Source organism: Vibrio sp. TRT 21S02, assembly GCF_050113675.1.
Taxonomy (GTDB): Bacteria; Pseudomonadota; Gammaproteobacteria; order Enterobacterales; family Vibrionaceae; genus Vibrio.
In genome coordinates this window covers 1-20,445 of sequence record NZ_JBNJOI010000019.1, presented here as the reverse complement: position 1 = coordinate 20,445, position 20,445 = coordinate 1, and the positions used below count along the sequence as shown (strand labels likewise).

General features: G+C 45.0%; 20 protein-coding genes and 1 pseudogene. 1 reads left to right on the top strand and 20 read right to left on the bottom strand.

What is annotated here, in order from left to right; translation table 11 throughout:
- The 11 genes from rpsC to nudC form a co-directional block, all read right to left on the bottom strand.
- On the bottom strand, positions 1-699 hold the full coding sequence (gene rpsC, locus ACQEXU_RS18620) for a 30S ribosomal protein S3 (RefSeq protein WP_070962697.1): 699 nt from the start codon (positions 697-699) through the stop codon (positions 1-3).
- A 17-nt stretch (positions 700-716) separates the two neighbouring features.
- Positions 717-1,049: a 50S ribosomal protein L22 gene (gene rplV / locus ACQEXU_RS18615; protein WP_367989214.1), complete on the bottom strand. Its 333-nt coding sequence runs from the start codon at positions 1,047-1,049 to the stop codon at positions 717-719.
- Between the two features lie 10 nt (positions 1,050-1,059).
- Positions 1,060-1,338 (bottom strand): 30S ribosomal protein S19, encoded by a 279-nt coding sequence (rpsS, locus tag ACQEXU_RS18610; protein ID WP_005435078.1) that lies wholly within the window; start codon positions 1,336-1,338, stop codon positions 1,060-1,062.
- A 20-nt stretch (positions 1,339-1,358) separates the two neighbouring features.
- Positions 1,359-2,183, bottom strand: a complete 825-nt coding sequence (gene rplB, locus ACQEXU_RS18605; RefSeq protein WP_367987446.1) for a 50S ribosomal protein L2 — start codon at positions 2,181-2,183, stop codon at positions 1,359-1,361.
- Between the two features lie 16 nt (positions 2,184-2,199).
- The gene (gene rplW / locus ACQEXU_RS18600) at positions 2,200-2,502 is read right to left on the bottom strand and encodes a 50S ribosomal protein L23 (protein ID WP_004398471.1); all 303 of its coding nucleotides are present in this window, start codon (positions 2,500-2,502) and stop codon (positions 2,200-2,202) included.
- Positions 2,499-3,101: a 50S ribosomal protein L4 gene (gene rplD, locus ACQEXU_RS18595; RefSeq protein ID WP_005379556.1), complete on the bottom strand. Its 603-nt coding sequence runs from the start codon at positions 3,099-3,101 to the stop codon at positions 2,499-2,501. Before rplD ends, rplW begins: the two co-directional genes overlap by 4 nt.
- Before the next feature lie 17 nt (positions 3,102-3,118).
- Positions 3,119-3,748, bottom strand: coding sequence for a 50S ribosomal protein L3 (rplC, locus tag ACQEXU_RS18590; protein WP_367987447.1), 630 nt, complete (start codon positions 3,746-3,748; stop codon positions 3,119-3,121).
- Between the two features lie 14 nt (positions 3,749-3,762).
- The gene (gene rpsJ / locus ACQEXU_RS18585; protein WP_001181007.1) at positions 3,763-4,074 is read right to left on the bottom strand and encodes a 30S ribosomal protein S10; all 312 of its coding nucleotides are present in this window, start codon (positions 4,072-4,074) and stop codon (positions 3,763-3,765) included.
- A gap of 366 nt (positions 4,075-4,440) precedes the next feature.
- Positions 4,441-5,076: a TetR/AcrR family transcriptional regulator gene (locus ACQEXU_RS18580; RefSeq protein WP_427011882.1), complete on the bottom strand. Its 636-nt coding sequence runs from the start codon at positions 5,074-5,076 to the stop codon at positions 4,441-4,443.
- 103 nt (positions 5,077-5,179) lie between these two features.
- Positions 5,180-6,247 (bottom strand): uroporphyrinogen decarboxylase, encoded by a 1,068-nt coding sequence (gene hemE / locus ACQEXU_RS18575; protein ID WP_427011881.1) that lies wholly within the window; start codon positions 6,245-6,247, stop codon positions 5,180-5,182.
- 205 nt (positions 6,248-6,452) lie between these two features.
- Positions 6,453-7,280, bottom strand: a complete 828-nt coding sequence (gene nudC, locus ACQEXU_RS18570; protein WP_427011880.1) for an NAD(+) diphosphatase — start codon at positions 7,278-7,280, stop codon at positions 6,453-6,455.
- 179 nt (positions 7,281-7,459) lie between these two features.
- Between nudC and rsd the strand changes: the two genes are divergently transcribed.
- The gene (rsd, locus tag ACQEXU_RS18565; RefSeq protein WP_367987451.1) at positions 7,460-7,954 is read left to right on the top strand and encodes a sigma D regulator; all 495 of its coding nucleotides are present in this window, start codon (positions 7,460-7,462) and stop codon (positions 7,952-7,954) included.
- A 100-nt stretch (positions 7,955-8,054) separates the two neighbouring features.
- Here rsd and rpoC read toward each other — a convergent pair whose 3' ends face one another.
- From rpoC to ACQEXU_RS18520, 9 genes and pseudogenes are all read right to left on the bottom strand, one after another.
- A complete protein-coding gene (rpoC, locus tag ACQEXU_RS18560; RefSeq protein ID WP_367987452.1) occupies positions 8,055-12,257 on the bottom strand; it encodes a DNA-directed RNA polymerase subunit beta' in 4,203 nt (1,400 codons plus the stop codon).
- Between the two features lie 105 nt (positions 12,258-12,362).
- Positions 12,363-16,391: a DNA-directed RNA polymerase subunit beta gene (gene rpoB, locus ACQEXU_RS18555; RefSeq protein ID WP_367987453.1), complete on the bottom strand. Its 4,029-nt coding sequence runs from the start codon at positions 16,389-16,391 to the stop codon at positions 12,363-12,365.
- Positions 16,392-16,640: 249 nt separating this feature from the next.
- Positions 16,641-17,009 carry a 50S ribosomal protein L7/L12 gene (rplL, locus tag ACQEXU_RS18550; protein ID WP_367987454.1) on the bottom strand — a complete coding sequence of 123 codons (369 nt, stop codon included), beginning with the start codon at positions 17,007-17,009 and terminating at the stop codon, positions 16,641-16,643.
- Between the two features lie 57 nt (positions 17,010-17,066).
- Positions 17,067-17,561, bottom strand: a complete 495-nt coding sequence (gene rplJ / locus ACQEXU_RS18545) for a 50S ribosomal protein L10 (RefSeq protein WP_367987455.1) — start codon at positions 17,559-17,561, stop codon at positions 17,067-17,069.
- A gap of 291 nt (positions 17,562-17,852) precedes the next feature.
- Positions 17,853-18,554 (bottom strand): 50S ribosomal protein L1, encoded by a 702-nt coding sequence (gene rplA, locus ACQEXU_RS18540; RefSeq protein WP_006878400.1) that lies wholly within the window; start codon positions 18,552-18,554, stop codon positions 17,853-17,855.
- Between the two features lie 4 nt (positions 18,555-18,558).
- Complete coding sequence (rplK, locus tag ACQEXU_RS18535) at positions 18,559-18,987, bottom strand: 50S ribosomal protein L11 (RefSeq protein ID WP_367987456.1); 429 nt, start codon at positions 18,985-18,987, stop codon at positions 18,559-18,561.
- Between the two features lie 141 nt (positions 18,988-19,128).
- Positions 19,129-19,677 (bottom strand): transcription termination/antitermination protein NusG, encoded by a 549-nt coding sequence (nusG, locus tag ACQEXU_RS18530; protein ID WP_005384681.1) that lies wholly within the window; start codon positions 19,675-19,677, stop codon positions 19,129-19,131.
- A 13-nt stretch (positions 19,678-19,690) separates the two neighbouring features.
- Positions 19,691-20,071 (bottom strand): preprotein translocase subunit SecE, encoded by a 381-nt coding sequence (gene secE, locus ACQEXU_RS18525; protein WP_367987457.1) that lies wholly within the window; start codon positions 20,069-20,071, stop codon positions 19,691-19,693.
- Between the two features lie 278 nt (positions 20,072-20,349).
- A pseudogene (locus tag ACQEXU_RS18520) lies at positions 20,350-20,445 on the bottom strand (elongation factor Tu); the annotation flags it as partial.

Genomic DNA, 20,445 nt, shown 5'->3' with positions numbered 1-20,445 from the left:
TTACTTACGGCCTTTGCGCTGCTTCTTAGGCTTGTCGCCTTTAGGCTCTACAGCGTTAGCTGCTGGCATACCGCCTAGGATCTCACCTTTGAAGATCCAAACTTTAATGCCGATCACACCATATTGAGTGTGAGCCGAAGAAGTTGCGTAATCAATGTCAGCACGTAGAGTGTGTAGAGGCACACGGCCTTCACGGTACCACTCAGAACGTGCGATTTCAGCGCCGCCTAGACGACCACTTACTTCTACTTTGATGCCTTTAGCGCCTAGACGCATTGCGTTTTGTACTGCGCGCTTCATAGCACGACGGAACATAACACGACGCTCTAGCTGAGACGCGATGCTGTCACCAACAAGTTGTGCATCTAACTCAGGTTTACGTACTTCAGCGATGTTAATTTGCGCTGGTACACCTGCAATTTTAGCTACAGCTGCGCGTAGCTTCTCTACGTCTTCACCTTTCTTACCGATTACAACGCCAGGACGAGCAGTGTGAATAGTCACACGGATGCTCTTAGCTGGACGTTCGATAACGATGCGTGATAGAGATGCTTTTTGTAGTTCCTTAGTAAGGAACTGACGTACCTTGAAGTCGCCGTCTAGGTTGTCAGCGAATTCTTTGGTATTAGCAAACCAAGTAGCATTCCAAGGCTTAACGATGCCTAAACGAATACCATTAGGATGTACTTTTTGACCCATTGCTTACTCTCCTAGTCTCAAGCGTCTGCAACAACAACAGTGATGTGGCTTGAACGCTTCAAGATACGATCCGCACGACCTTTAGCACGAGGCATAATACGCTTCATGATCGGGCCTTCATCTACGAAGATTTTAGCGACTGATAGATCGTCGATATCTGCACCTTCGTTGTGCTCCGCGTTCGCGATAGCTGATTCAAGAACTTTCTTGATAAGATCAGCAGCTTTTTTGTTGCTGAACGTCAAGATTTCTAGAGCTTGATCAACTGATTTACCACGAATTTGATCTGCAACTAAGCGAGCTTTCTGAGGCGAAATGCGAGCAAAGTTATGTTTAGCTAATGCTTCCATCATCTACTCCTTAACGCTTCTTAGCTTTCTTATCCGCAGCGTGACCGCGGTAAGTACGAGTTGGTGCGAATTCGCCCAGTTTGTGACCGATCATTTCTTCGGTTACGAAAACTGGTACGTGCTGACGACCATTATGGACAGCGATGGTCAAACCGATCATTGTAGGAATGATCATTGAGCGACGGGACCAAGTCTTAATAGGCTTTTTGTCTCCGCTTTCCACCGCTTTCTCTACCTTCTTCAGCAAGTGTAGGTCAATAAATGGACCTTTCTTGAGAGAACGTGGCATGGCTTATCCTCTTATATAGATTACTTGTTACGACGACGTACGATGTACTTGTCAGTGCGTTTGTTCTTACGGGTCTTAAAGCCTTTAGTTGGCATACCCCAAGGAGAAACTGGGTGACGACCACCAGATGTGCGACCTTCACCACCACCGTGTGGGTGGTCAACCGGGTTCATTACCACACCGCGAACGGTTGGACGAACACCGCGCCAGCGGTTAGCACCAGCTTTACCTAGTTCACGTAGCATGTGTTCTGCATTGCCTACTTCACCGATTGTTGCACGGCCTTCAGACAATACTTTACGCATCTCACCAGAACGTAGACGGATAGTTACGTATGCACCGTCGCGAGCAACGATTTGAGCATAAGCACCAGCCGAACGAGCTAGCTGAGCACCTTTACCAGGTTTAAGTTCAACACAGTGTACAGTAGAACCTACTGGGATATTGCGCATTGGCAGAGTGTTACCTGCTTTAATTGGCGCATCCACACCAGATTGAATCTGGTCACCTGCTTGAACACCTTTAGGTGCGATGATGTAACGACGCTCACCGTCTGCGTACAGAACTAGAGCAATGTTTGCGCTACGGTTTGGATCGTATTCTAGACGCTCAACTTTCGCTGGAATGCCATCTTTAGTACGTTTGAAGTCAATTACACGGTAGTGGTGTTTGTGACCACCGCCGATGTGACGTACTGTGATACGACCGTTGTTGTTACGACCACCGTTCTTAGAGTTTTTCTCTAGAAGAGGTGCGTAAGGCTTACCTTTGTGTAGGTCAGCGTTAACAACTTTAACAACGTGACGACGACCAGCCGAAGTCGGCTTACATTTAACAATAGCCATTTCTCAACTACTCCTGTTATTCCGCGCCGCCAACAAAGTCAAGATCTTGACCTTCTTTCAAAGTAACGTACGCTTTCTTAACGTCGCTGCGGCGACCTTGGCGTAGACCTTGACGTTTGGTCTTACCCTTAGTGATAAGAGTATTTACAGACTTAACTTCAACTTCAAATAGCTTTTCTACAGCTGCTTTGATCTCTTTTTTAGTTGCATCTTTAGCTACTTTAAAAACGATAGTGTTCGCTTTTTCAGCAGCCATAGTTGCTTTTTCAGAGATGTGCGGAGCACGTAGAACTTTTAGGATACGCTCTTCAGTGATCATGCTAGCATCTCCTCAACTTGCTTAACTGCTTCAGCAGTCATTACAACTTTGTCGAACGCGATTAGTGAAACTGGATCAATACCAGCTACGTCACGTGCGTCAACTTTGTATAGGTTACGAGCAGCTAGGAATAGATTCTCATCTACTTCGCTAGTCACGATTAGAGCGTCAGTTAGCTCAAGCTCTTTAAGCTTAGCTACAAGCTCTTTAGTTTTTGGCGCTTCTACTGAGAAGTTATCAACAACGATTAGACGTTCTTGACGAACTAGCTCAGAAAGAATGCTCTTCATAGCACCACGGTACATTTTCTTGTTAACTTTTTGGCTGTGATCTTGTGGTTTCGCAGCAAAAGTAACACCACCTGTACGCCAGATTGGGCTACGGATTGTACCAGCACGTGCGCGGCCAGTACCTTTTTGACGCCATGGCTTAGCGCCACCGCCAGATACTTCTGAACGTGTTTTCTGAGCACGTGTACCTTGACGAGCACCTGCTGCATACGCAACAACTACTTGGTGTACAAGAGCTTCGTTAAACTCACGTCCGAAAGTAGTTTCAGAAACAGTTAGTGCATCAGCACCTTTAACCATAAGTTCCATTACTTACTCCTGAGACGTTATGCTTTAACAGCTGGTTTAACGATCACGTTGCCGCCAGTTGAGCCTGGGACTGCACCTTTAATAAGAAGCAGGTTGCGCTCAGCGTCAACACGTACGATCTCTAGGTTTTGAGTCGTTACACGCTCAGCACCCATGTGACCTGCCATTTTCTTGCCTTTAAACACGCGACCTGGAGTCTGACATTGACCGATAGAACCAGGAGCACGGTGAGACAATGAGTTACCGTGAGTCATATCTTGAGTACGGAAGTTCCAACGCTTAACAGCGCCTTGGAAACCTTTACCCTTAGATGTACCAGTAACGTCTACTTTCTTAGTTTCGTTGAATAGTTCAACTGTTAGCTCAGCACCAACTTCGAACTCTTCACCGTTTTCCAAACGGAATTCCCAAAGACCACGACCAGCTTCAACACCTGCTTTTGCAAAGTGACCTGCTTCTGGTTTAGATACGCGGTTAGCTTTCTTTGCACCAGTAGTTACCTGGATTGCTGCGTAGCCATCTGTCTCAAGAGTTTTAACTTGAGATACACGGTTTGCTTCAACCTCAACAACAGTTACTGGGATAGAAACGCCTTCTTCAGTAAATACGCGGGTCATACCCACTTTACGACCGATTAGACCAATCATTCTTCTAATCTCCCTTAACCTAGGCTAATTTGTACGTCAACGCCCGCAGCAAGGTCTAGACGCATCAGAGCATCAACAGTTTTGTCTGTTGGCTCAACGATGTCGATTAGACGTTTGTGAGTACGGATTTCGTACTGATCACGAGCATCTTTGTTAACGTGTGGAGAGATAAGAACTGTGAAACGCTCTTTACGAGTAGGTAGTGGGATTGGACCACGAACCTGTGCGCCAGTGCGCTTAGCTGTTTCAACGATTTCCGCTGTAGAAGCATCGATTAGTTTGTAATCGAAAGCTTTAAGGCGGATACGGATACGTTGGTTCTGCATGAGACAGAGCTCCAATATTAAAAATTACACAAACAATATCGCCACTCAAGCTCGTCAAGACGAGAGAATGCCGATTGATTCATGTGAAACCGTAGCATCCAAGATTAGGATGCATTGTCAGTTAATTTTCGATTAACTATCCCTATATATCAGAGTCACCTCTGGGAATAGTTATTCCGAAGAATAGATAGCTAATTGTATTAACCGCGAACATAAGCTGAGTATACATTACCTAACTTATCAAAAGATAAGTCCGCTCCTCGCTGCTCATTGGTTCACAACTGAACAAGTCAGTGCGGCGTATTATACAGATCACAACTTCGCTTGCAAGTACTGTTCAAAAAATAAAAAGTGCCATATAGACTTTTAGGCGTGAATGGCTTTCACCCCCTCTTCCAGCAACTGTAGCTGCTCCAATCCCTGCTTAGTGGCTTTAGGCTTTACAACAGCAATCATCTGCAACATTCCTTGATGGACGACTTGCTCAGTTATTTGAGTTTTTACCGACATTGCAGAGCGGTAGCCAAGCCAACTCGATGCAATCAAATGCAATGTTGTCACAAAGGGACGCATTTCTTCCTCTTCGACATTCAGTAACTCAAGTTCAATAAATGCTCTAACAATACTGATCAGGTTACTCTGCAGCTTTTCCTGAACATGTATATAATCGTCGTGAAGAACTTCATCTCGCTGAAGAATTTCAGGCAAGTTTGCGTAGAAGAATCGATATTTCCACATCAAGGTAAAAATTGAATCAAGGTAGTGTTTCAGTAGTACTAAGCTTTCTTGTTGCCCTTGAAAAGGAGTGAAACGTTCTAAAAGCTCAGCCGAATATAAAGCAAAGATTTCTCGGACAATTTCTTGCTTGTTTCGATAGTGATAGTAGAGGTTACCAGGGCTAATATCGATGTGAGCAGCAATATGGTTAGTCGTTATGTTCCGCTCTCCATGTTTGTTAAACAACTCAAGAGCAGCGAATACGATCTTGTCACGAGTTTTCATCTCTACGTGTAATCCCTTAATAGCAGTATTTGAAGTATAACCAGTAGTTTAGCCAATAACAAAAAAGCGCCTGATTAGACCAGACGCTTTATTAATTAGTTTGTTATTTATGATACGGCTTAGAGAGTTCGTGTACTGCTTCAACAAACACACCCGCATTTTCAGGCGGCACATCTAAGTGGATACCGTGACCTAGGTTGAATACATGGCCAGTACCAGCATCACCAAACCCCTCAAGGATACTTGCTACTTCCTCTCGGATACGGTCAGGAGATGCATATAGCATTGATGGATCCATGTTGCCTTGAAGTGCCACTTTATCACCAATACGTGCTTTCGCGTCTGCAATGTTGATTGTCCAGTCCAGACCCACTGCATCACAGCCAGTAGCTGCGATTTGTTCAAGCCACATGCCACCATTCTTCGTAAATAGTGTCACCGGTACACGGCGACCATCATTTTCACGGATCAGACCATCAACAATCTTGTGCATGTACTGAAGTGAAAATAGGTTGTAATCACGTGGAGTAAGAACGCCTCCCCATGTATCAAACACCATTACAGACTGCGCACCCGCTTTAATTTGCGCGTTTAGGTATTCAATAACGCTGTCTGCCAGTTTATCTAGCAGAAGGTGCAGCGTTTGTGGTTCTGCATACATCATCTTCTTGATCTTAGTGAATGCTTTTGAACTGCCACCTTCCACCATATAAGTTGCTAGTGTCCAAGGGCTGCCAGAGAAGCCAATCAGTGGAACATCACCATTCAAATCTTTGCGGATCTGACGTACTGCATTCATTACATATTGCAGCTCACCTTCAGGATCCGGCAGACCGATTTTCTCTACGTCTGCTTTGCAGGTAATTGGATTATCAAACACTGGGCCTTCACCAGCTGCAAAACGTAGACTAAGCCCCATTGCATCTGGAATCGTTAGAATGTCAGAAAATAAAATGGCTGCATCAAGAGGAAAACGGCGCAATGGCTGAAGCGTCACTTCAGATGCAAGTTCTGCATTTTTACATAAAGACATAAAGTCGCCAGCTTGCGCACGTGTGGCTTTATACTCAGGTAAATAACGACCAGCCTGACGCATCATCCATACAGGTGTGTAGTCTACTGATTCTTTAAGTAATGCGCGCAGATAACGATCATTTTTTAATTCTGTCATTCCGTTATTCCAATTCAATTAACTTCATTTATTTCGCTCGTATTCTAACACTGTTTCCATCTCAAAAGCTGCGTGCTTTGCAACCTGGATCAAGTTATTAACTTTTAGATGAACAGTTCGTTTGCCAGTACACAATAACAGTGTTAAAAATTTGTTTGCTAGCGAAAACTACAATTACAATACTGAGTACTTGAGACTCAGCATCTCATAACGACATCTTACTTACCCCCTCCTTCATTGGAGGGTTTTTTTTGTTCTCTACAATTTCTAATACAGTTTGATCAATCAACTGACGTGCAATTGTTCCTTTAGGAGCCACCCCTGGCATATTTTCTGGCGAGAACCAGCCAGCATCACTGAGTTCAGTATAATCTGGCTTAATATTTCCCGACTCATAATCCGCAAAAAAGGCAGCCATCAAGCTACTTGGAAAGGCCCATGGTTGGCTACCGTAATATCGAATATTCTTAACTCGGATTCCCGTTTCTTCAAAAACTTCTCGTTCTACACATTGTTCCAACGTCTCTCCTACCTCGACAAAACCGGCGATTACGGTATACATACCATTTCTGTGGCGAGGGTGTTGCGCCAACAATATTTGGTTCTCATTGCGCACCGCAACAATAATACAAGGAAATACTCTCGGATAATGTAGTGCGCGACAATCGGAGCACTGCATTGCAAGTTGATTGATGTTCAAGTGTGTGCGACCACCACATTGTGGGCAAAAACGAATTGATTGATACATATGGCCATACTGTACCGCACGACTCAGTAACAGATATAACTCTTCTGGAAAGTGTAAGCAGTCACGCAATGACGTGAGTTCTAAATTACCAACTAAATCACTTTCGTTGAGCCACATTACTGGGAATCCGTTGTAAGTTCCAATTTGTATGGCATCAACATTTTCAAAACCATACTTCTCCCCTGTTCCAAATGGCAGCTGTTGATCTTGCAAAAAAATGTTACTTCCTGAAACAACACACCAGTAGGCTTTTTCTATTTGGTTTAGTTCACCTTTCTTCGACATGTTTAATCCTCATTGCTTGCAGTGTCGTTATTTTACTGGCAATCTAATTTCATACTAGAGTTTGTAGTCACGAAATATTCAGACTATAAATTACTGTAAGGACTAAGGTTTATACCTTTAAGAACGCTTTGCCAAGCAAGGCTTAATGATCACCGGAGATGTGATCCGATCATGAGGGCATGGTCATGCTAAATAAATTCAAACAAACGCAAGAACAGTGGGGTGGCTCTAGTGAAGTCATCGATCATTGGCTAGAAAAACGGCAATTATTAATCGTCGAATACTGTAAGCTTGCTGATCTTCAGCCCTGCTCTACAAAACCTTCTCTTGCTAAACTCCCTTCCGCGACTGAACTTCAGTCATTCTGCCAACACCTTGTCGACTATATTTCAGAGGGACATTTTAAGATCTACGACATGGTCATGGATAAATGGCGCGCGACTGGGTTTGAAGCAACAGATGAAATCAACCAAACCTATGGCAAGATCGTTCTGACAACAGAGCCTCTACTCAATTTCACAGATAAATATGCTTCTATTGCTGAAGATGACAACTTAAGTGATTTTGATAGTAACTTATCTTTGATTGGCGAGATCATAGAAGTACGTTTTGAAGTTGAGGACGAATTAATTCAGCAAATCGCCGATAGTCTCGCAGTCCCTCCCGGAGCTTGATAGAACTTCCGCTTAGTAGTCGCTATTAGGTTTAAATATCTCAAAAAGAGAATACAAAAAAGGCACCTTTCGGTGCCTTTTATTATTTTACTCGGAGCGATTATTCTTCCGAAGAGAAACCTGCGTTTAGAAGTGCTGCTAGGTTATCCGTTGCTTGTTCAGCAGATGGACCTTCTTGCTCTTGATCACGCTTAGCTTGGCGATCTTGGTGATACGCAAAACCAGTACCTGCAGGAATCAAACGACCTACAATTACGTTTTCTTTCAGACCACGTAGATCATCACGTTTACCAGAAACTGCCGCTTCCGTTAGTACGCGAGTTGTCTCTTGGAACGATGCCGCAGAAATAAACGACTCAGTTGCTAGAGATGCCTTAGTAATACCTAATAGCTCACGCTCAAAACGTGCAGGTTCTTTACCTTCTGCTTCAAGTAGACGGTTTGCAATTTTAACATTTGCATATTCTACTTGCTCACCAGGTAAGAACTCTGAGTCACCCGCATGAGTGATAGTGCACTTACGTAGCATTTGACGAACGATAGTCTCAATGTGCTTATCGTTAATCTTAACGCCTTGTAAACGATATACTTCTTGAACTTCGTTCGCGATGTATTGTGTTACTGCGTGTACACCACGTAGACGAAGGATGTCATGCGGAGATTCTGGACCGTCGGCGATCACATCACCACGTTCCACTTTCTCACCTTCAAATACGTTTAACTGGCGATGTTTAGGAATCATCTCTTCATAAGCTTCACCGCTTTCGCGAGTGATAACTAGACGACGCTTACCTTTTGTCTCTTTACCAAAGCTCACAGTACCAGTGTGCTCAGCAAGGATTGCTGGCTCTTTTGGCTTACGTGCTTCGAATAGGTCCGCAACGCGAGGTAGACCACCGGTGATATCTTTGTTACCGCCAGATTTCTGTGGAATACGTGCTAACGTGTCACCCACGCCCACTTCTGCGCCGTCTTCGATGTTAACGATAGCTTTACCAGGTAGGAAGTAGTGAGCTGGCATTTCAGTACCAGGGATCATTACATCGTTACCCGCTGCATCAACAAGTTTGATAGCTGGACGCATATCTTTACCTGCCGATGGACGAGCCGCAGCGTCAGTTACTTCACTTGAAGAAAGGCCAGTTAGGTCATCTGTTTGACGAGAAACGGTTACACCATCGATCATATCTACAAACTGGATACGACCTGCCACTTCAGTGATGATTGGCATGGTGTGCGCTTCCCAGTTAGCCACTGTTTCACCAGCTTCAACTGCGTCGTTATCACCTTTAGACAGTAGAGAACCATATGGCAGTTTGTGTTTCTCTTTCGTACGGCCGAACTCATCGATGATGGTTAGTTCAGATGCACGAGAAGTGATAACTAGCTTACCGTCTTTGTTCGTTACGAACTTCGCGTTGTGTAGTTTCACAGAACCTGTGTTCTTAGCTTGGATACTGTTCTCTGCTGCTGCAGTAGATGCCGCACCACCGATGTGGAACGTACGCATCGTAAGCTGTGTACCTGGTTCACCGATTGACTGAGCAGCGATAACGCCTACTGCTTCACCTTGGTTTACTAGGTGACCACGTGCTAGGTCACGACCATAACACTGTGCACAACAACCGAAGTCAGAATCACAAGTAACCACAGAGCGCACTTTCATGCTGTCTACTGAGTTCTCTTCCATGATCTGACACCACTTCTCATCAATTAGAGTGTTACGTGGGATCAGAACATCTTCAGTACCTGGCTTAAGAACGTCTTCAGCTACTACACGACCTAGCGCTAGCTCAGTTAGTGCAACTTTAACATCACCACCTTCGATGTGAGGCATCATGTCAACACCCTCATGAGTGCCACAGTCATGTTCAGTTACAACAACGTCTTGAGCAACGTCTACTAGACGACGAGTTAGATAACCCGAGTTCGCTGTTTTCAGTGCCGTATCCGCAAGACCCTTACGAGCACCGTGCGTTGAGATAAAGTACTGAAGTACGTTTAGACCTTCTTTAAAGTTCGCAGTGATCGGCGTTTCGATGATTGAACCATCTGGACGCGCCATCAGACCACGCATACCCGCTAGCTGACGAATCTGAGCTGCAGAACCACGAGCACCTGAGTCAGCCATCATATAGATGCTGTTAAATGACTCTTGCTGCTCTTCTTCACCATCACGGTTAATTACCGTCTCAGATGAAAGGTTCTCCATCATCGCTTTTGCAACGCGATCGTTGGTCGATGCCCAAATATCGATCACTTTGTTGTAGCGCTCACCCGCGGTTACAAGACCAGATTGGTATTGTTCCTGGATTTCACGTACTTCTTCTTCCGCTTCAGAAATCTCAGTGTATTTCGCAGGTGGAACAACCATATCGTCGATACCAACAGACACACCAGATAGTGCAGCGTATGCGAAACCTGTGTACATGATTTGGTCAGCGAAGATTACCGTGTCTTTCAGACCCAGTTTACGGTACGCCTCGTTTAGTAGGTTAGAGATTTGCTTCTTACCTAGCTTTTGGTTAACGATGCTGTACGGTAGACCAGCTGGCACGATTTGCCATAGCATTGCACGACCGATAGTTGTATCAACCATCTTAGTCTCAGTTGTGCTGTTGCCATCTTCATCTACAACAGTTTCTGTAATACGTACTTTAACGCGTGCATGAAGTTCAGCTTGTTTAGTGCGGTATGCTTTCTCAGCCTCTGCTGGTCCAGCAAGGTACATACCTTCGCCTTTAACGTTGATCTTTTCACGAGTCATGTAGTACAAGCCCAATACAACGTCCTGAGAAGGTACGATGATCGGGTCACCAGACGCTGGCGACAGAATGTTGTTTGTCGACATCATCAGGGTACGAGCTTCAAGCTGTGCCTCTAGAGTTAGAGGTACGTGAACCGCCATTTGGTCACCATCGAAGTCCGCGTTATACGCCGCACACACAAGTGGGTGTAGCTGAATCGCTTTACCTTCGATTAGTACTGGTTCGAACGCCTGGATACCTAGACGGTGAAGTGTAGGTGCACGGTTCAATAGTACTGGGTGTTCACGGATGACTTCGTCTAGGATATCCCAAACTACCGCTTCTTCACGCTCTACCATTTTCTTAGCAGCTTTGATTGTAGTCGCAAGACCACGAGTCTCTAGCTTGCTGTAGATAAATGGTTTGAATAGCTCAAGTGCCATCTTCTTAGGAAGACCACACTGGTGTAGACGAAGGTATGGACCTACTGTGATTACAGAACGGCCAGAGTAGTCTACACGTTTACCTAGAAGGTTCTGACGGAAACGACCTTGTTTACCCTTGATCATATCAGCAAGAGATTTCAGAGGACGCTTGTTCGAACCTGTGATCGCACGACCACGACGACCGTTATCTAGTAGCGCATCAACAGACTCTTGTAGCATACGTTTTTCGTTACGTACGATGATGTCCGGAGCAGCTAGCTCTAGAAGACGCTTCAAACGGTTGTTACGGTTGATCACACGACGGTATAGATCGTTCAGATCAGAAGTCGCAAAGCGGCCGCCATCTAGTGGTACTAGAGGACGTAGATCTGGCGGAAGAACTGGAAGTACAGTTAGGATCATCCACTCTGGGTTGTTGCCAGATGCGATGAACGCTTCTACCAGCTTAAGGCGCTTAGTTACTTTCTTACGCTTAGTTTCAGAGTTTGTAGACTCTAGTTCTTCACGCATTTGTTCAGTTTCTGCGTGCAGATCCATAGAACCTAGAAGATCCTTGATTGCCTCTGCACCCATCTTAGCGGTGAACTCGTCGCCCCACTCTTCTAAACGGTCTAGATACTCTTCTTCAGTTAGCATCTGACCTTTTTCTAGATCTGTCATACCTGGTTCAGTTACTACGTACATTTCGAAGTAAAGAACACGTTCGATATCACGTAGAGGGATATCCATCAGTAGACCGATACGAGACGGTAGCGATTTTAGGAACCAGATGTGAGCCACTGGTGAAGCAAGCTCGATGTGGCCCATACGGTCACGACGAACTTTAGTCTGTGTAACTTCTACACCACACTTCTCACAGATAACACCACGGTGTTTCAGGCGCTTGTACTTACCACAAAGACATTCGTAGTCTTTAACTGGACCAAAGATACGCGCACAGAATAGACCATCGCGCTCAGGTTTGAACGTACGATAGTTGATCGTTTCAGGTTTTTTAACTTCACCGAAAGACCATGAACGAATCATGTCTGGTGAAGATAGACCGATTTTGATTGCATCAAATTCTTCGGTCTTATGCTGTGCTTTTAGAAAGTTTAATAAGTCTTTCACAATCAGCTCCTGTAAGGAGTTAAAAGGAGCTCACCCGCAAAAGTGAGCACCTTCTACCAAATAATCGCCTTTGATTCTCTCAACCTTAGTCAAGAGAGAAAGAGATTACTCTTCGTCTTCTAGCTCGATGTTGATACCTAGCGAGCGGATCTCTTTCAACAATACGTTGAACGATTCTGGCATGCCAGGTTCCATGCTGTGGTTGCCATCTACGATGTTCTTATACATCTTAGTACGGCCGTTAACGTCATCCGACTTAACTGTTAGCATTTCTTGAAGCGTGTAAGCAGCACCGTATGCTTCTAGTGCCCATACTTCCATCTCACCGAAACGCTGACCACCGAACTGAGCTTTACCACCAAGTGGTTGCTGAGTTACTAGGCTGTACGAACCAGTTGAACGAGCGTGCATCTTGTCATCAACAAGGTGGTTCAGTTTCAGCATGTACATGTAACCAACAGTTACAGGACGCTCAAACGCATCACCTGTGCGACCATCAAACAGCGTTAGCTGACCAGACTCTGGTAGGTCACCTAGTTTCAATAGCTCTTTGATTGATTGTTCAGAAGCACCATCAAATACTGGAGTCGCGATCGGTAAACCGCCACGTAGGTTTTTGATCAGCGTACGAACTTCATCATCAGATAGAGACGCAACGTCTACTTTCTGACGTGTCTCACCAAGATCGTAAACCTTCTGTAGGAAGTCACGGAACTTAGCTAGCTCTTGCTGCTCTTTCACCATCTGGTTGATCTTGTCACCGATACCTTTCGCTGCCAGACCTAAGTGTACTTCTAGGATCTGACCGATGTTCATACGCGAAGGTACACCCAGTGGGTTAAGTACGATGTCTACAGGCTGACCTTTTTCGTCGTAAGGCATGTCTTCAACAGGGTTGATCTTAGAGATTACACCCTTGTTACCGTGACGACCCGCCATCTTATCACCAGGCTGGATGCGACGTTTAACCGCTAGGTAAACTTTCACGATCTTCAGTACGCCAGGAGCTAGATCATCACCTTGTGTGATCTTGCGACGCTTAGTTTCGAATTTCTTATCGAAGTCTGCACGTAGCTCATCATACTGCTCTGCTAGTTGCTCTAGCTGAGTCTGTTGAGCATCGTTTTCAAGCGTTAGTTCTAGCCATTTCTTACGATCGATAGCATCTAGTTTCGCTTCAGTGTAGCCACCGTCGATTAGTACAGCTTTAACACGGTTTAGAAGGCCACCCTCAAGAATCTGGAATTCTTCAGTAAGGTCTTTCTTCGCTTCTTTAAGCTGCATCTGTTCAATTTCAAGTGCACGTTTGTCTTTTTCAACACCGTCACGAGTAAATACTTGAACATCGATGATCGTACCTGAAACAGAATTTGGCACGCGTAGAGACGTATCTTTAACATCTGACGCTTTCTCACCAAAGATAGCACGTAGTAGCTTCTCTTCAGGAGTGAGCTGAGTTTCACCTTTAGGCGTTACTTTACCTACAAGGATATCACCGCCTTTCACTTCCGCACCGATGTAAACGATACCTGACTCGTCTAGTTTAGACAGAGCAGACTCACCTACGTTTGGAATGTCAGCTGTGATTTCTTCAGCACCAAGCTTAGTATCACGCGCCACACAAGATAGCTCTTGAATGTGGATAGTCGTGAAACGGTCTTCTTGAACTACGCGCTCAGATACTAAGATCGAGTCTTCGAAGTTGTAACCGTTCCAAGGCATGAATGCGATACGCATGTTCTGACCAAGCGCAAGCTCACCAAGGTCTGTTGAAGGACCATCAGCAAGAACGTCACCACGCGCTACAGGTTCACCCGGCATCACACATGGACGCTGGTTGATACACGTGTTTTGGTTAGAACGAGTGTATTTAGTTAGGTTGTAGATATCGATACCCGCTTCACCAGGGATCAGCTCGTCTTCGTTAACTTTAACAACGATACGAGAAGCATCTACAGACTGGATTACACCACCACGTTTCGCTACCGCTGTAACACCAGAGTCAACGGCGATGTTACGCTCAATACCAGTACCAACTAGAGGCTTGTCAGCCTTAAGTGTTGGAACTGCCTGACGTTGCATGTTGGCACCCATCAATGCACGGTTCGCATCATCGTGTTCTAGGAACGGGATAAGCGATGCAGCAATAGATACAACCTGGTTAGTTGCAACGTCCATGTAGTCAACATGTTCGCGTGGGTGTAGGCCAGATTCACCTTTCTGACGAGCAGTGATTAGCTCTTCAGAGAATGTGCCTTCTTCAGTAAGAACAGTGTTCGCCTGAGCGATAACGTACTGACCTTCCTGAATAGCAGATAGGTAATCTACTTCGTCTGTTACTACGCCATCTACAACACGACGGTATGGAGTCTCTAGGAAACCGTACTCGTTACAACGCGCAAACGCAGATAGAGAGTTGATCAGACCGATGTTTGGACCTTCAGGCGTTTCGATAGGACATAGACGACCGTAGTGAGTTACGTGTACGTCACGTACTTCGAAGCCAGCACGTTCACGAGTAAGACCGCCAGGACCCAATGCAGAGATACGACGCTTATGCGTAACTTCTGATAACGGGTTGTTTTGGTCCATGAACTGTGAAAGCTGTGAAGAGCCAAAGAATTCTTTAACAGCAGCAGAGATCGGCTTAGCGTTGATTAGATCTTGAGGCATGATTGCATCAAGGTCGCCAAGGCTTAGACGCTCTTTAACAGCACGTTCAACACGTACTAGACCAACGCGGAATTGGTTTTCTGCCATTTCGCCAACAGAACGGATACGACGGTTACCTAAGTGGTCGATATCGTCCACTTCACCGATGCCGTTACGGATAGCGATAAGCTTCTTCATCACTTCAACGATATCAGTTTCGTCAAGTGTGCCTTGCTCTTGAGCATCTTCACGTTCGATAGAGCTGTTAAACTTCATACGACCAACAGTCGATAGATCGTAACGCTCTTCAGAGAAGAATAGGCTTTCGAATAGTGCTTCAGCAGCTTCTTTTGTTGGTGGCTCACCAGGGCGCATCATGCGGTAGATTTCTACCAATGCAGAAATACGATCAACAGTGCTGTCAATACGTAGAGTTTCTGACATGAATGGACCGTGGTCTAGATCGTTCGTAAATAGAACTTCCAGAGCTTTGTGGCCAGCTTGCGAAAGGTTCGCTAATGCTTCAAGGCTGATTTCTTGGTTTGCACCAACAATGATCTCGCCAGTCGCTTCGTTGATGTAATCTTTCGATGCAACTTTACCTACGATGTACTCAACTGGCACTTCGATATGATCAACGCCATCTTTTTCAAGTTGACGGATGTGGCGTGCAGTTACACGACGACCAGTTTCAACGTAAGTTTTGCCATTAGCTTCGATATCGAATGACGCAGTTTCACCACGTAGACGATCAGGAACAAGCTCCATGAGTAGAGTTTGATCTTTTACTTCGAAGTTCACCTTCTCGAAGAAGATATCCAGAATCTCTTCTGTCGTCTTACCAAGTGCGCGAAGAATGATAGATGCTGGAAGCTTACGACGGCGGTCAATACGTACGTATAGATTGTCCTTAGGATCAAACTCAAAGTCTAACCATGAACCACGGTAAGGAATGATACGTGCGTTATATAGAACTTTACCTGATGAGTGGGTCTTACCCTTATCGCTGTCGAAGAAAACGCCTGGGCTTCTGTGCAGCTGGGATACGATAACCCTCTCGGTACCATTGATTACGAAGGTACCATTGTCTGTCATGAGTGGAATCTCACCCATGTAGACTTCTTGTTCTTTAATGTCTTTTACAGTACCTGCTGGCGCGTCTTTATCAAAAATAACCAAGCGTAATTTAACGCGTAGTGGTTTTGAATATGTAACACCGCGGATTTGACATTCTTTAACGTCAAAAACTGGCTCACCAAGACGGTAGCTAACGTATTGCAGCTCGGAATTGCCGTTGTAGCTCTGAATCGGGAATACAGAACGGAAAGCAGCCTCAAGACCGTATTGCCCTTCAGGATCCTGTTCGATGAACTTTTCGAACGAATCGAGCTGGATCGATAGCAGGTATGGAATGTCCAAAACTTGTGGACGAGTACCAAAGTCCTTACGGATGCGCTTTTTCTCGGTATAAGAGTAAACCATGGGGTTCCTCAGCTCGCTGATAAGTGACCCAAACTGTCCGCCCACACCTAGTTACTTAAGGGGGGTAAGGGACAGTGACTAAATAGCTGTTTACTGTAGTGACATTTCATTACGATGAAATGAAATGTATTTTGCTCAGGTAAAGACGCTTAAACAGCGGGAAAATTCGCCTATACCCTACAGCGCAAAAAGGCCGGTGGTTACAAAACCACCAGCCATTAGCCGTTAGGCTAAGAAACTATGCAATAATTACTTAACAGCAACAGTTGCACCAGCTTCTTCTAGCTGAGCTTTAAGAGCTTCAGCTTCATCTTTCTCGATGCCTTCTTTCAGAGGAGCAGGAGCACCGTCTACAAGAGCTTTAGCTTCTTTAAGACCTAGGCCAGTTGCGCCACGTACTGCTTTGATTACAGCAACTTTGTTACCGCCAGCAGATTCTAGGATTACGTCGAATTCAGTTTGCTCAGCAGCAGCTTCGCCTGCAGCAGCGCCGCCAGCTACAACAGCAGCAGCAGCAGAAACACCGAATTTCTCTTCCATTGCTTCGATTAGTTCAACAACTTGCATTACAGACATTTCTGCAACTGCGTCTAGGATTTGCTCGTTAGTGATAGACATAACAATTCTCTTTTAAATCAACAATAAGTTTAAATAGCAACCAGTGAAAAGCAAGGCTTAAGCAGCAGCTTCTTCTTTTTGGTCGCGTAGTGCAGCGATAGTACGTACCAGCTTGCCTGCAGAAGCTTCTTTCATGCACATCATTAGGCGTGCGATAGCTTCGTCGTAAGTTGGTAGTGTCGCTAGTACTTCAGCGTCAGTTAGCGCGCCTTCAAATGCAGCAGCTTTGATCTCGAAGTCTTTGTTCTCTTTAGCGAAGTCTTTGAAAAGACGCGCTGCAGCACCTGGGTGCTCGTTTGAGAACGCGATTAGAGTAGGACCAGTAAATGTCTCTTTTAGACACTCGTAGTCTGTACCTTCAACCGCACGACGCATAAGTGTGTTACGAACAACTCGTACGTAAACACCCGCTTCGCGAGCTTGTTTACGTAGTGAAGTCATCGCGCCCACTTCTACGCCACGAGAATCAGCTACAACTGCAGAAAGTGCACCACTGGCAGCTTCGTTGACTTCAGCAACAATTGCTTTTTTGTCTTGAAGGTTTAAAGCCATCTTGGATTTACTCCTGGTTGTCGTTACACCACTCACTATCATCACGACAGTGAGAGTTATTGAGGTGCTTCCCAGAAGAAAGTTAACTATTTACATAGAGCTTTCTGTCAGTTCGGGCACCATCTACGTAGGAAAATTAAGTCTATTTAAAATAAACACCTACGGTCTTGGACGGAGACTGGGTCTTAAATTATGCTAATAAGTGATCCTATCACCATAAAGTAAAGATCAGCCCCAACCACAAATATTAGGCGCGAAATTATACACAAATTTCACGCCTAAGCAAATATATTAAGCTTGAGTGTTCAGGCTACCCTGATCAACAGCAACACCAGCACCCATAGTAGTAGAGATACTTACTTTCTGCAGGAATGTACCTTTAGCAGAAGATGGCTTAGCTTTCTTCAGAGCAACTAGAAGCGCTTCTAGGTTCTCTTTGATCTGCTCAGCAGAGAAGTTTGCTTTACCAATTGTAGTGTGGATGATGCCGTTTTTGTCGTTACGGTAACGAACCTGACCAGCTTTAGCGTTTTTAACTGCTTCAGCAACGTTAGGAGTTACAGTACCAACTTTAGGGTTTGGCATTAGACCGCGAGGACCTAGGATAGTACCTAGTTGACCTACAACGCGCATTGCATCTGGAGAAGCAACAACTACGTCGAAGTTCATTTCGCCTTTCTTCACTTGCTCAGCAAGATCTTCCATACCAACGATGTCTGCGCCAGCTTCTTTAGCTGCTTCAGCGTTTGCACCTTGAGTGAACACTGCAACGCGGATTTCGCGGCCAGTACCGTGAGGTAGTACAGTTGCACCACGTACGTTCTGGTCAGATTTACGAGCATCGATGCCTAGGTTAACAGCAACGTCAACAGACTCTACGAATTTAGCAGTCGCTAGTTCTTGAAGAAGAGCTACAGCTTCGTTGATTTCGTATTCTTTAGTTACGTCAACTTTTTCGCGGATTACGCGCATACGCTTAGTTAGTTTAGCCATCTTATTAACCCTCTACCACTAGGCCCATTGAACGAGCAGTACCAGCGATTGAACGCTTCATTGCTTCGATGTCAGCACCAGTCAAATCAGCAGCTTTAGTTTCTGCGATTTCTTGGATTTGAGCGTCAGTTACTGTACCCACTTTTTCAGTGTTTGGACGACCAGAACCAGACTTAACGCCAGCAGCTTTCTTCAGAAGAACAGCAGCAGGTGGAGTCTTAGTGATGAACGTGAAAGAACGGTCGTTGTATACAGTGATAACAACTGGAGTTGGTAGACCTTTCTCAATAGATTCTGTTTTCGCGTTGAACGCTTTACAGAATTCCATGATGTTTACACCGTGTTGACCTAGTGCAGGACCAACTGGTGGACTTGGGTTTGCCATACCAGCAGCAACTTGTAGCTTGATATAAGCTTCAACTTTCTTAGCCATGATTTTTCCTAATTTTGGGTTCAGACGCTAATCACTCGATCAGCTCCCCGTTATTCAAAAACTTTTTATTTCGAGAGAAGTAAAAAGGCGCGAAATTATAGACATAATTCGCGCCTTAAACAACCCTATAAAGGTGTTTTTTTAATCAAGTTTTTCAACCTGACCAAACTCAAGCTCAACTGGTGTTGCACGACCAAAGATCGATACAGACACTTTCAGGCGGCTCTTTTCGTAATCCACTTCTTCAACAGTACCGTTAAAGTCAGCAAATGGGCCTTCGTTAACACGTACCACTTCACCCGCTTCGTACATCGTACGTGGGCGTGGTGCTTCACTCGCTTTCTCAAGACGGTTAAGAATTGCGTCAGCTTCTTTGTCAGTGATAGGTGCAGGACGATCTGAGGTACCACCAATGAAGCCCATGACACGCGGCACGCTGCGTACTAGGTGCCATGATTCATCGTTCATAATCATCTGAACTAGAACGTATCCTGGGAAGAACTTACGCTCAGATTTGCGGCGTTGACCTGCACGCATTTCCACTACTTCTTCAGTAGGAACCAGTACTTCACCAAACAGCTCTTCCATGCCGTGCATTTTGATATGCTCGCGAAGAGACTGAGCGACACGGCCTTCAAATCCAGAGAAGGCTTGAACCACATACCAGCGTTTTTTTGGAGCTTCACTCATGAATTAAAACCCTCTATACCCCAGTCGCTAGAGCGACAAGACGAACCATGATGCCGTCAATGCCCCAAAGCGCTAGAGCCATTACAATACTTACAGCCAAAACGATCAGAGTTGTTTGCATAGTTTCTTGGCGAGTAGGCCAAACCACTTTGCGAACTTCCATACGGGATTCTTTAGCAAAGCTGATCGCAGCTTTACCTTTCGTTGTTGTAGCTGCAACACCAAGTGCTACGGCGATAAGAACAACAACCGCTGCAGCGCGAACCACTACAGACATCTCACCATACAGGTAATTACCCACAACAGCGGCAGCTAGCAGAACGAAAGTGACAATCCACTTAAAGATATCTGCGCCATTTGAGCTTTCAGGAGTTTCAGCATTATTTGCTTTCATAAAACCAACCTGTCACAAGTCTTAATATAGACGACAACAACCCCGCTGTTGCAGGGCAAATCCATAAACACCAAACGAAAATTGATTTTGGTGTACTCTTTTATTGATTCAGACCGAAATCCAATTCAAAAAAATCCTGCTTAATGCTTGCCTGGATAAGAAAAAAGCAAACATCAAAATTTAGTGCAGAAAAAGGGCATCAAATGATGCCCTTTTTGTTACTGGTTCGTCAAATCTTATTCAAAGATTTTTCCGACATCTTCAGCAATTCCGAGGAATTATTCGAAGATTTTAGCAACAACACCAGCACCAACTGTACGGCCACCTTCACGGATCGCGAAACGTAGACCTTCGTCCATCGCGATTGGTGCGAT

Excerpts from the sequence above, each read along its gene's own strand:
- rplW (WP_004398471.1), bottom strand. The coding sequence starts at position 2,502 with ATGATCACTGAAGAGCGTATCCTAAAAGTTCTACGTGCTCCGCACATC.
- rpoB (WP_367987453.1), bottom strand. The coding sequence starts at position 16,391 with ATGGTTTACTCTTATACCGAGAAAAAGCGCATCCGTAAGGACTTTGGT.
- rsd (WP_367987451.1), top strand. The coding sequence starts at position 7,460 with ATGGTCATGCTAAATAAATTCAAACAAACGCAAGAACAGTGGGGTGGC.
- hemE (WP_427011881.1), bottom strand. The coding sequence starts at position 6,247 with ATGACAGAATTAAAAAATGATCGTTATCTGCGCGCATTACTTAAAGAA.
- rplC (WP_367987447.1), bottom strand. The coding sequence starts at position 3,748 with ATGATTGGTCTAATCGGTCGTAAAGTGGGTATGACCCGCGTATTTACT.
- rplD (WP_005379556.1), bottom strand. The coding sequence starts at position 3,101 with ATGGAACTTATGGTTAAAGGTGCTGATGCACTAACTGTTTCTGAAACT.
- rpsS (WP_005435078.1), bottom strand. The coding sequence starts at position 1,338 with ATGCCACGTTCTCTCAAGAAAGGTCCATTTATTGACCTACACTTGCTG.
- rplV (WP_367989214.1), bottom strand. The coding sequence starts at position 1,049 with ATGGAAGCATTAGCTAAACATAACTTTGCTCGCATTTCGCCTCAGAAA.
- rpsC (WP_070962697.1), bottom strand. The coding sequence starts at position 699 with ATGGGTCAAAAAGTACATCCTAATGGTATTCGTTTAGGCATCGTTAAG.
- rplL (WP_367987454.1), bottom strand. The coding sequence starts at position 17,009 with ATGTCTATCACTAACGAGCAAATCCTAGACGCAGTTGCAGAAATGTCT.
- nusG (WP_005384681.1), bottom strand. The coding sequence starts at position 19,677 with ATGAGTGAAGCTCCAAAAAAACGCTGGTATGTGGTTCAAGCCTTCTCT.
- ACQEXU_RS18580 (WP_427011882.1), bottom strand. The coding sequence starts at position 5,076 with ATGAAAACTCGTGACAAGATCGTATTCGCTGCTCTTGAGTTGTTTAAC.
- rpsJ (WP_001181007.1), bottom strand. The coding sequence starts at position 4,074 with ATGCAGAACCAACGTATCCGTATCCGCCTTAAAGCTTTCGATTACAAA.
- secE (WP_367987457.1), bottom strand. The coding sequence starts at position 20,071 with ATGAAAGCAAATAATGCTGAAACTCCTGAAAGCTCAAATGGCGCAGAT.
- nudC (WP_427011880.1), bottom strand. The coding sequence starts at position 7,280 with ATGTCGAAGAAAGGTGAACTAAACCAAATAGAAAAAGCCTACTGGTGT.
- rplK (WP_367987456.1), bottom strand. The coding sequence starts at position 18,987 with ATGGCTAAGAAAGTTGAAGCTTATATCAAGCTACAAGTTGCTGCTGGT.
- rplJ (WP_367987455.1), bottom strand. The coding sequence starts at position 17,561 with ATGGCTTTAAACCTTCAAGACAAAAAAGCAATTGTTGCTGAAGTCAAC.
- rplB (WP_367987446.1), bottom strand. The coding sequence starts at position 2,183 with ATGGCTATTGTTAAATGTAAGCCGACTTCGGCTGGTCGTCGTCACGTT.
- rplA (WP_006878400.1), bottom strand. The coding sequence starts at position 18,554 with ATGGCTAAACTAACTAAGCGTATGCGCGTAATCCGCGAAAAAGTTGAC.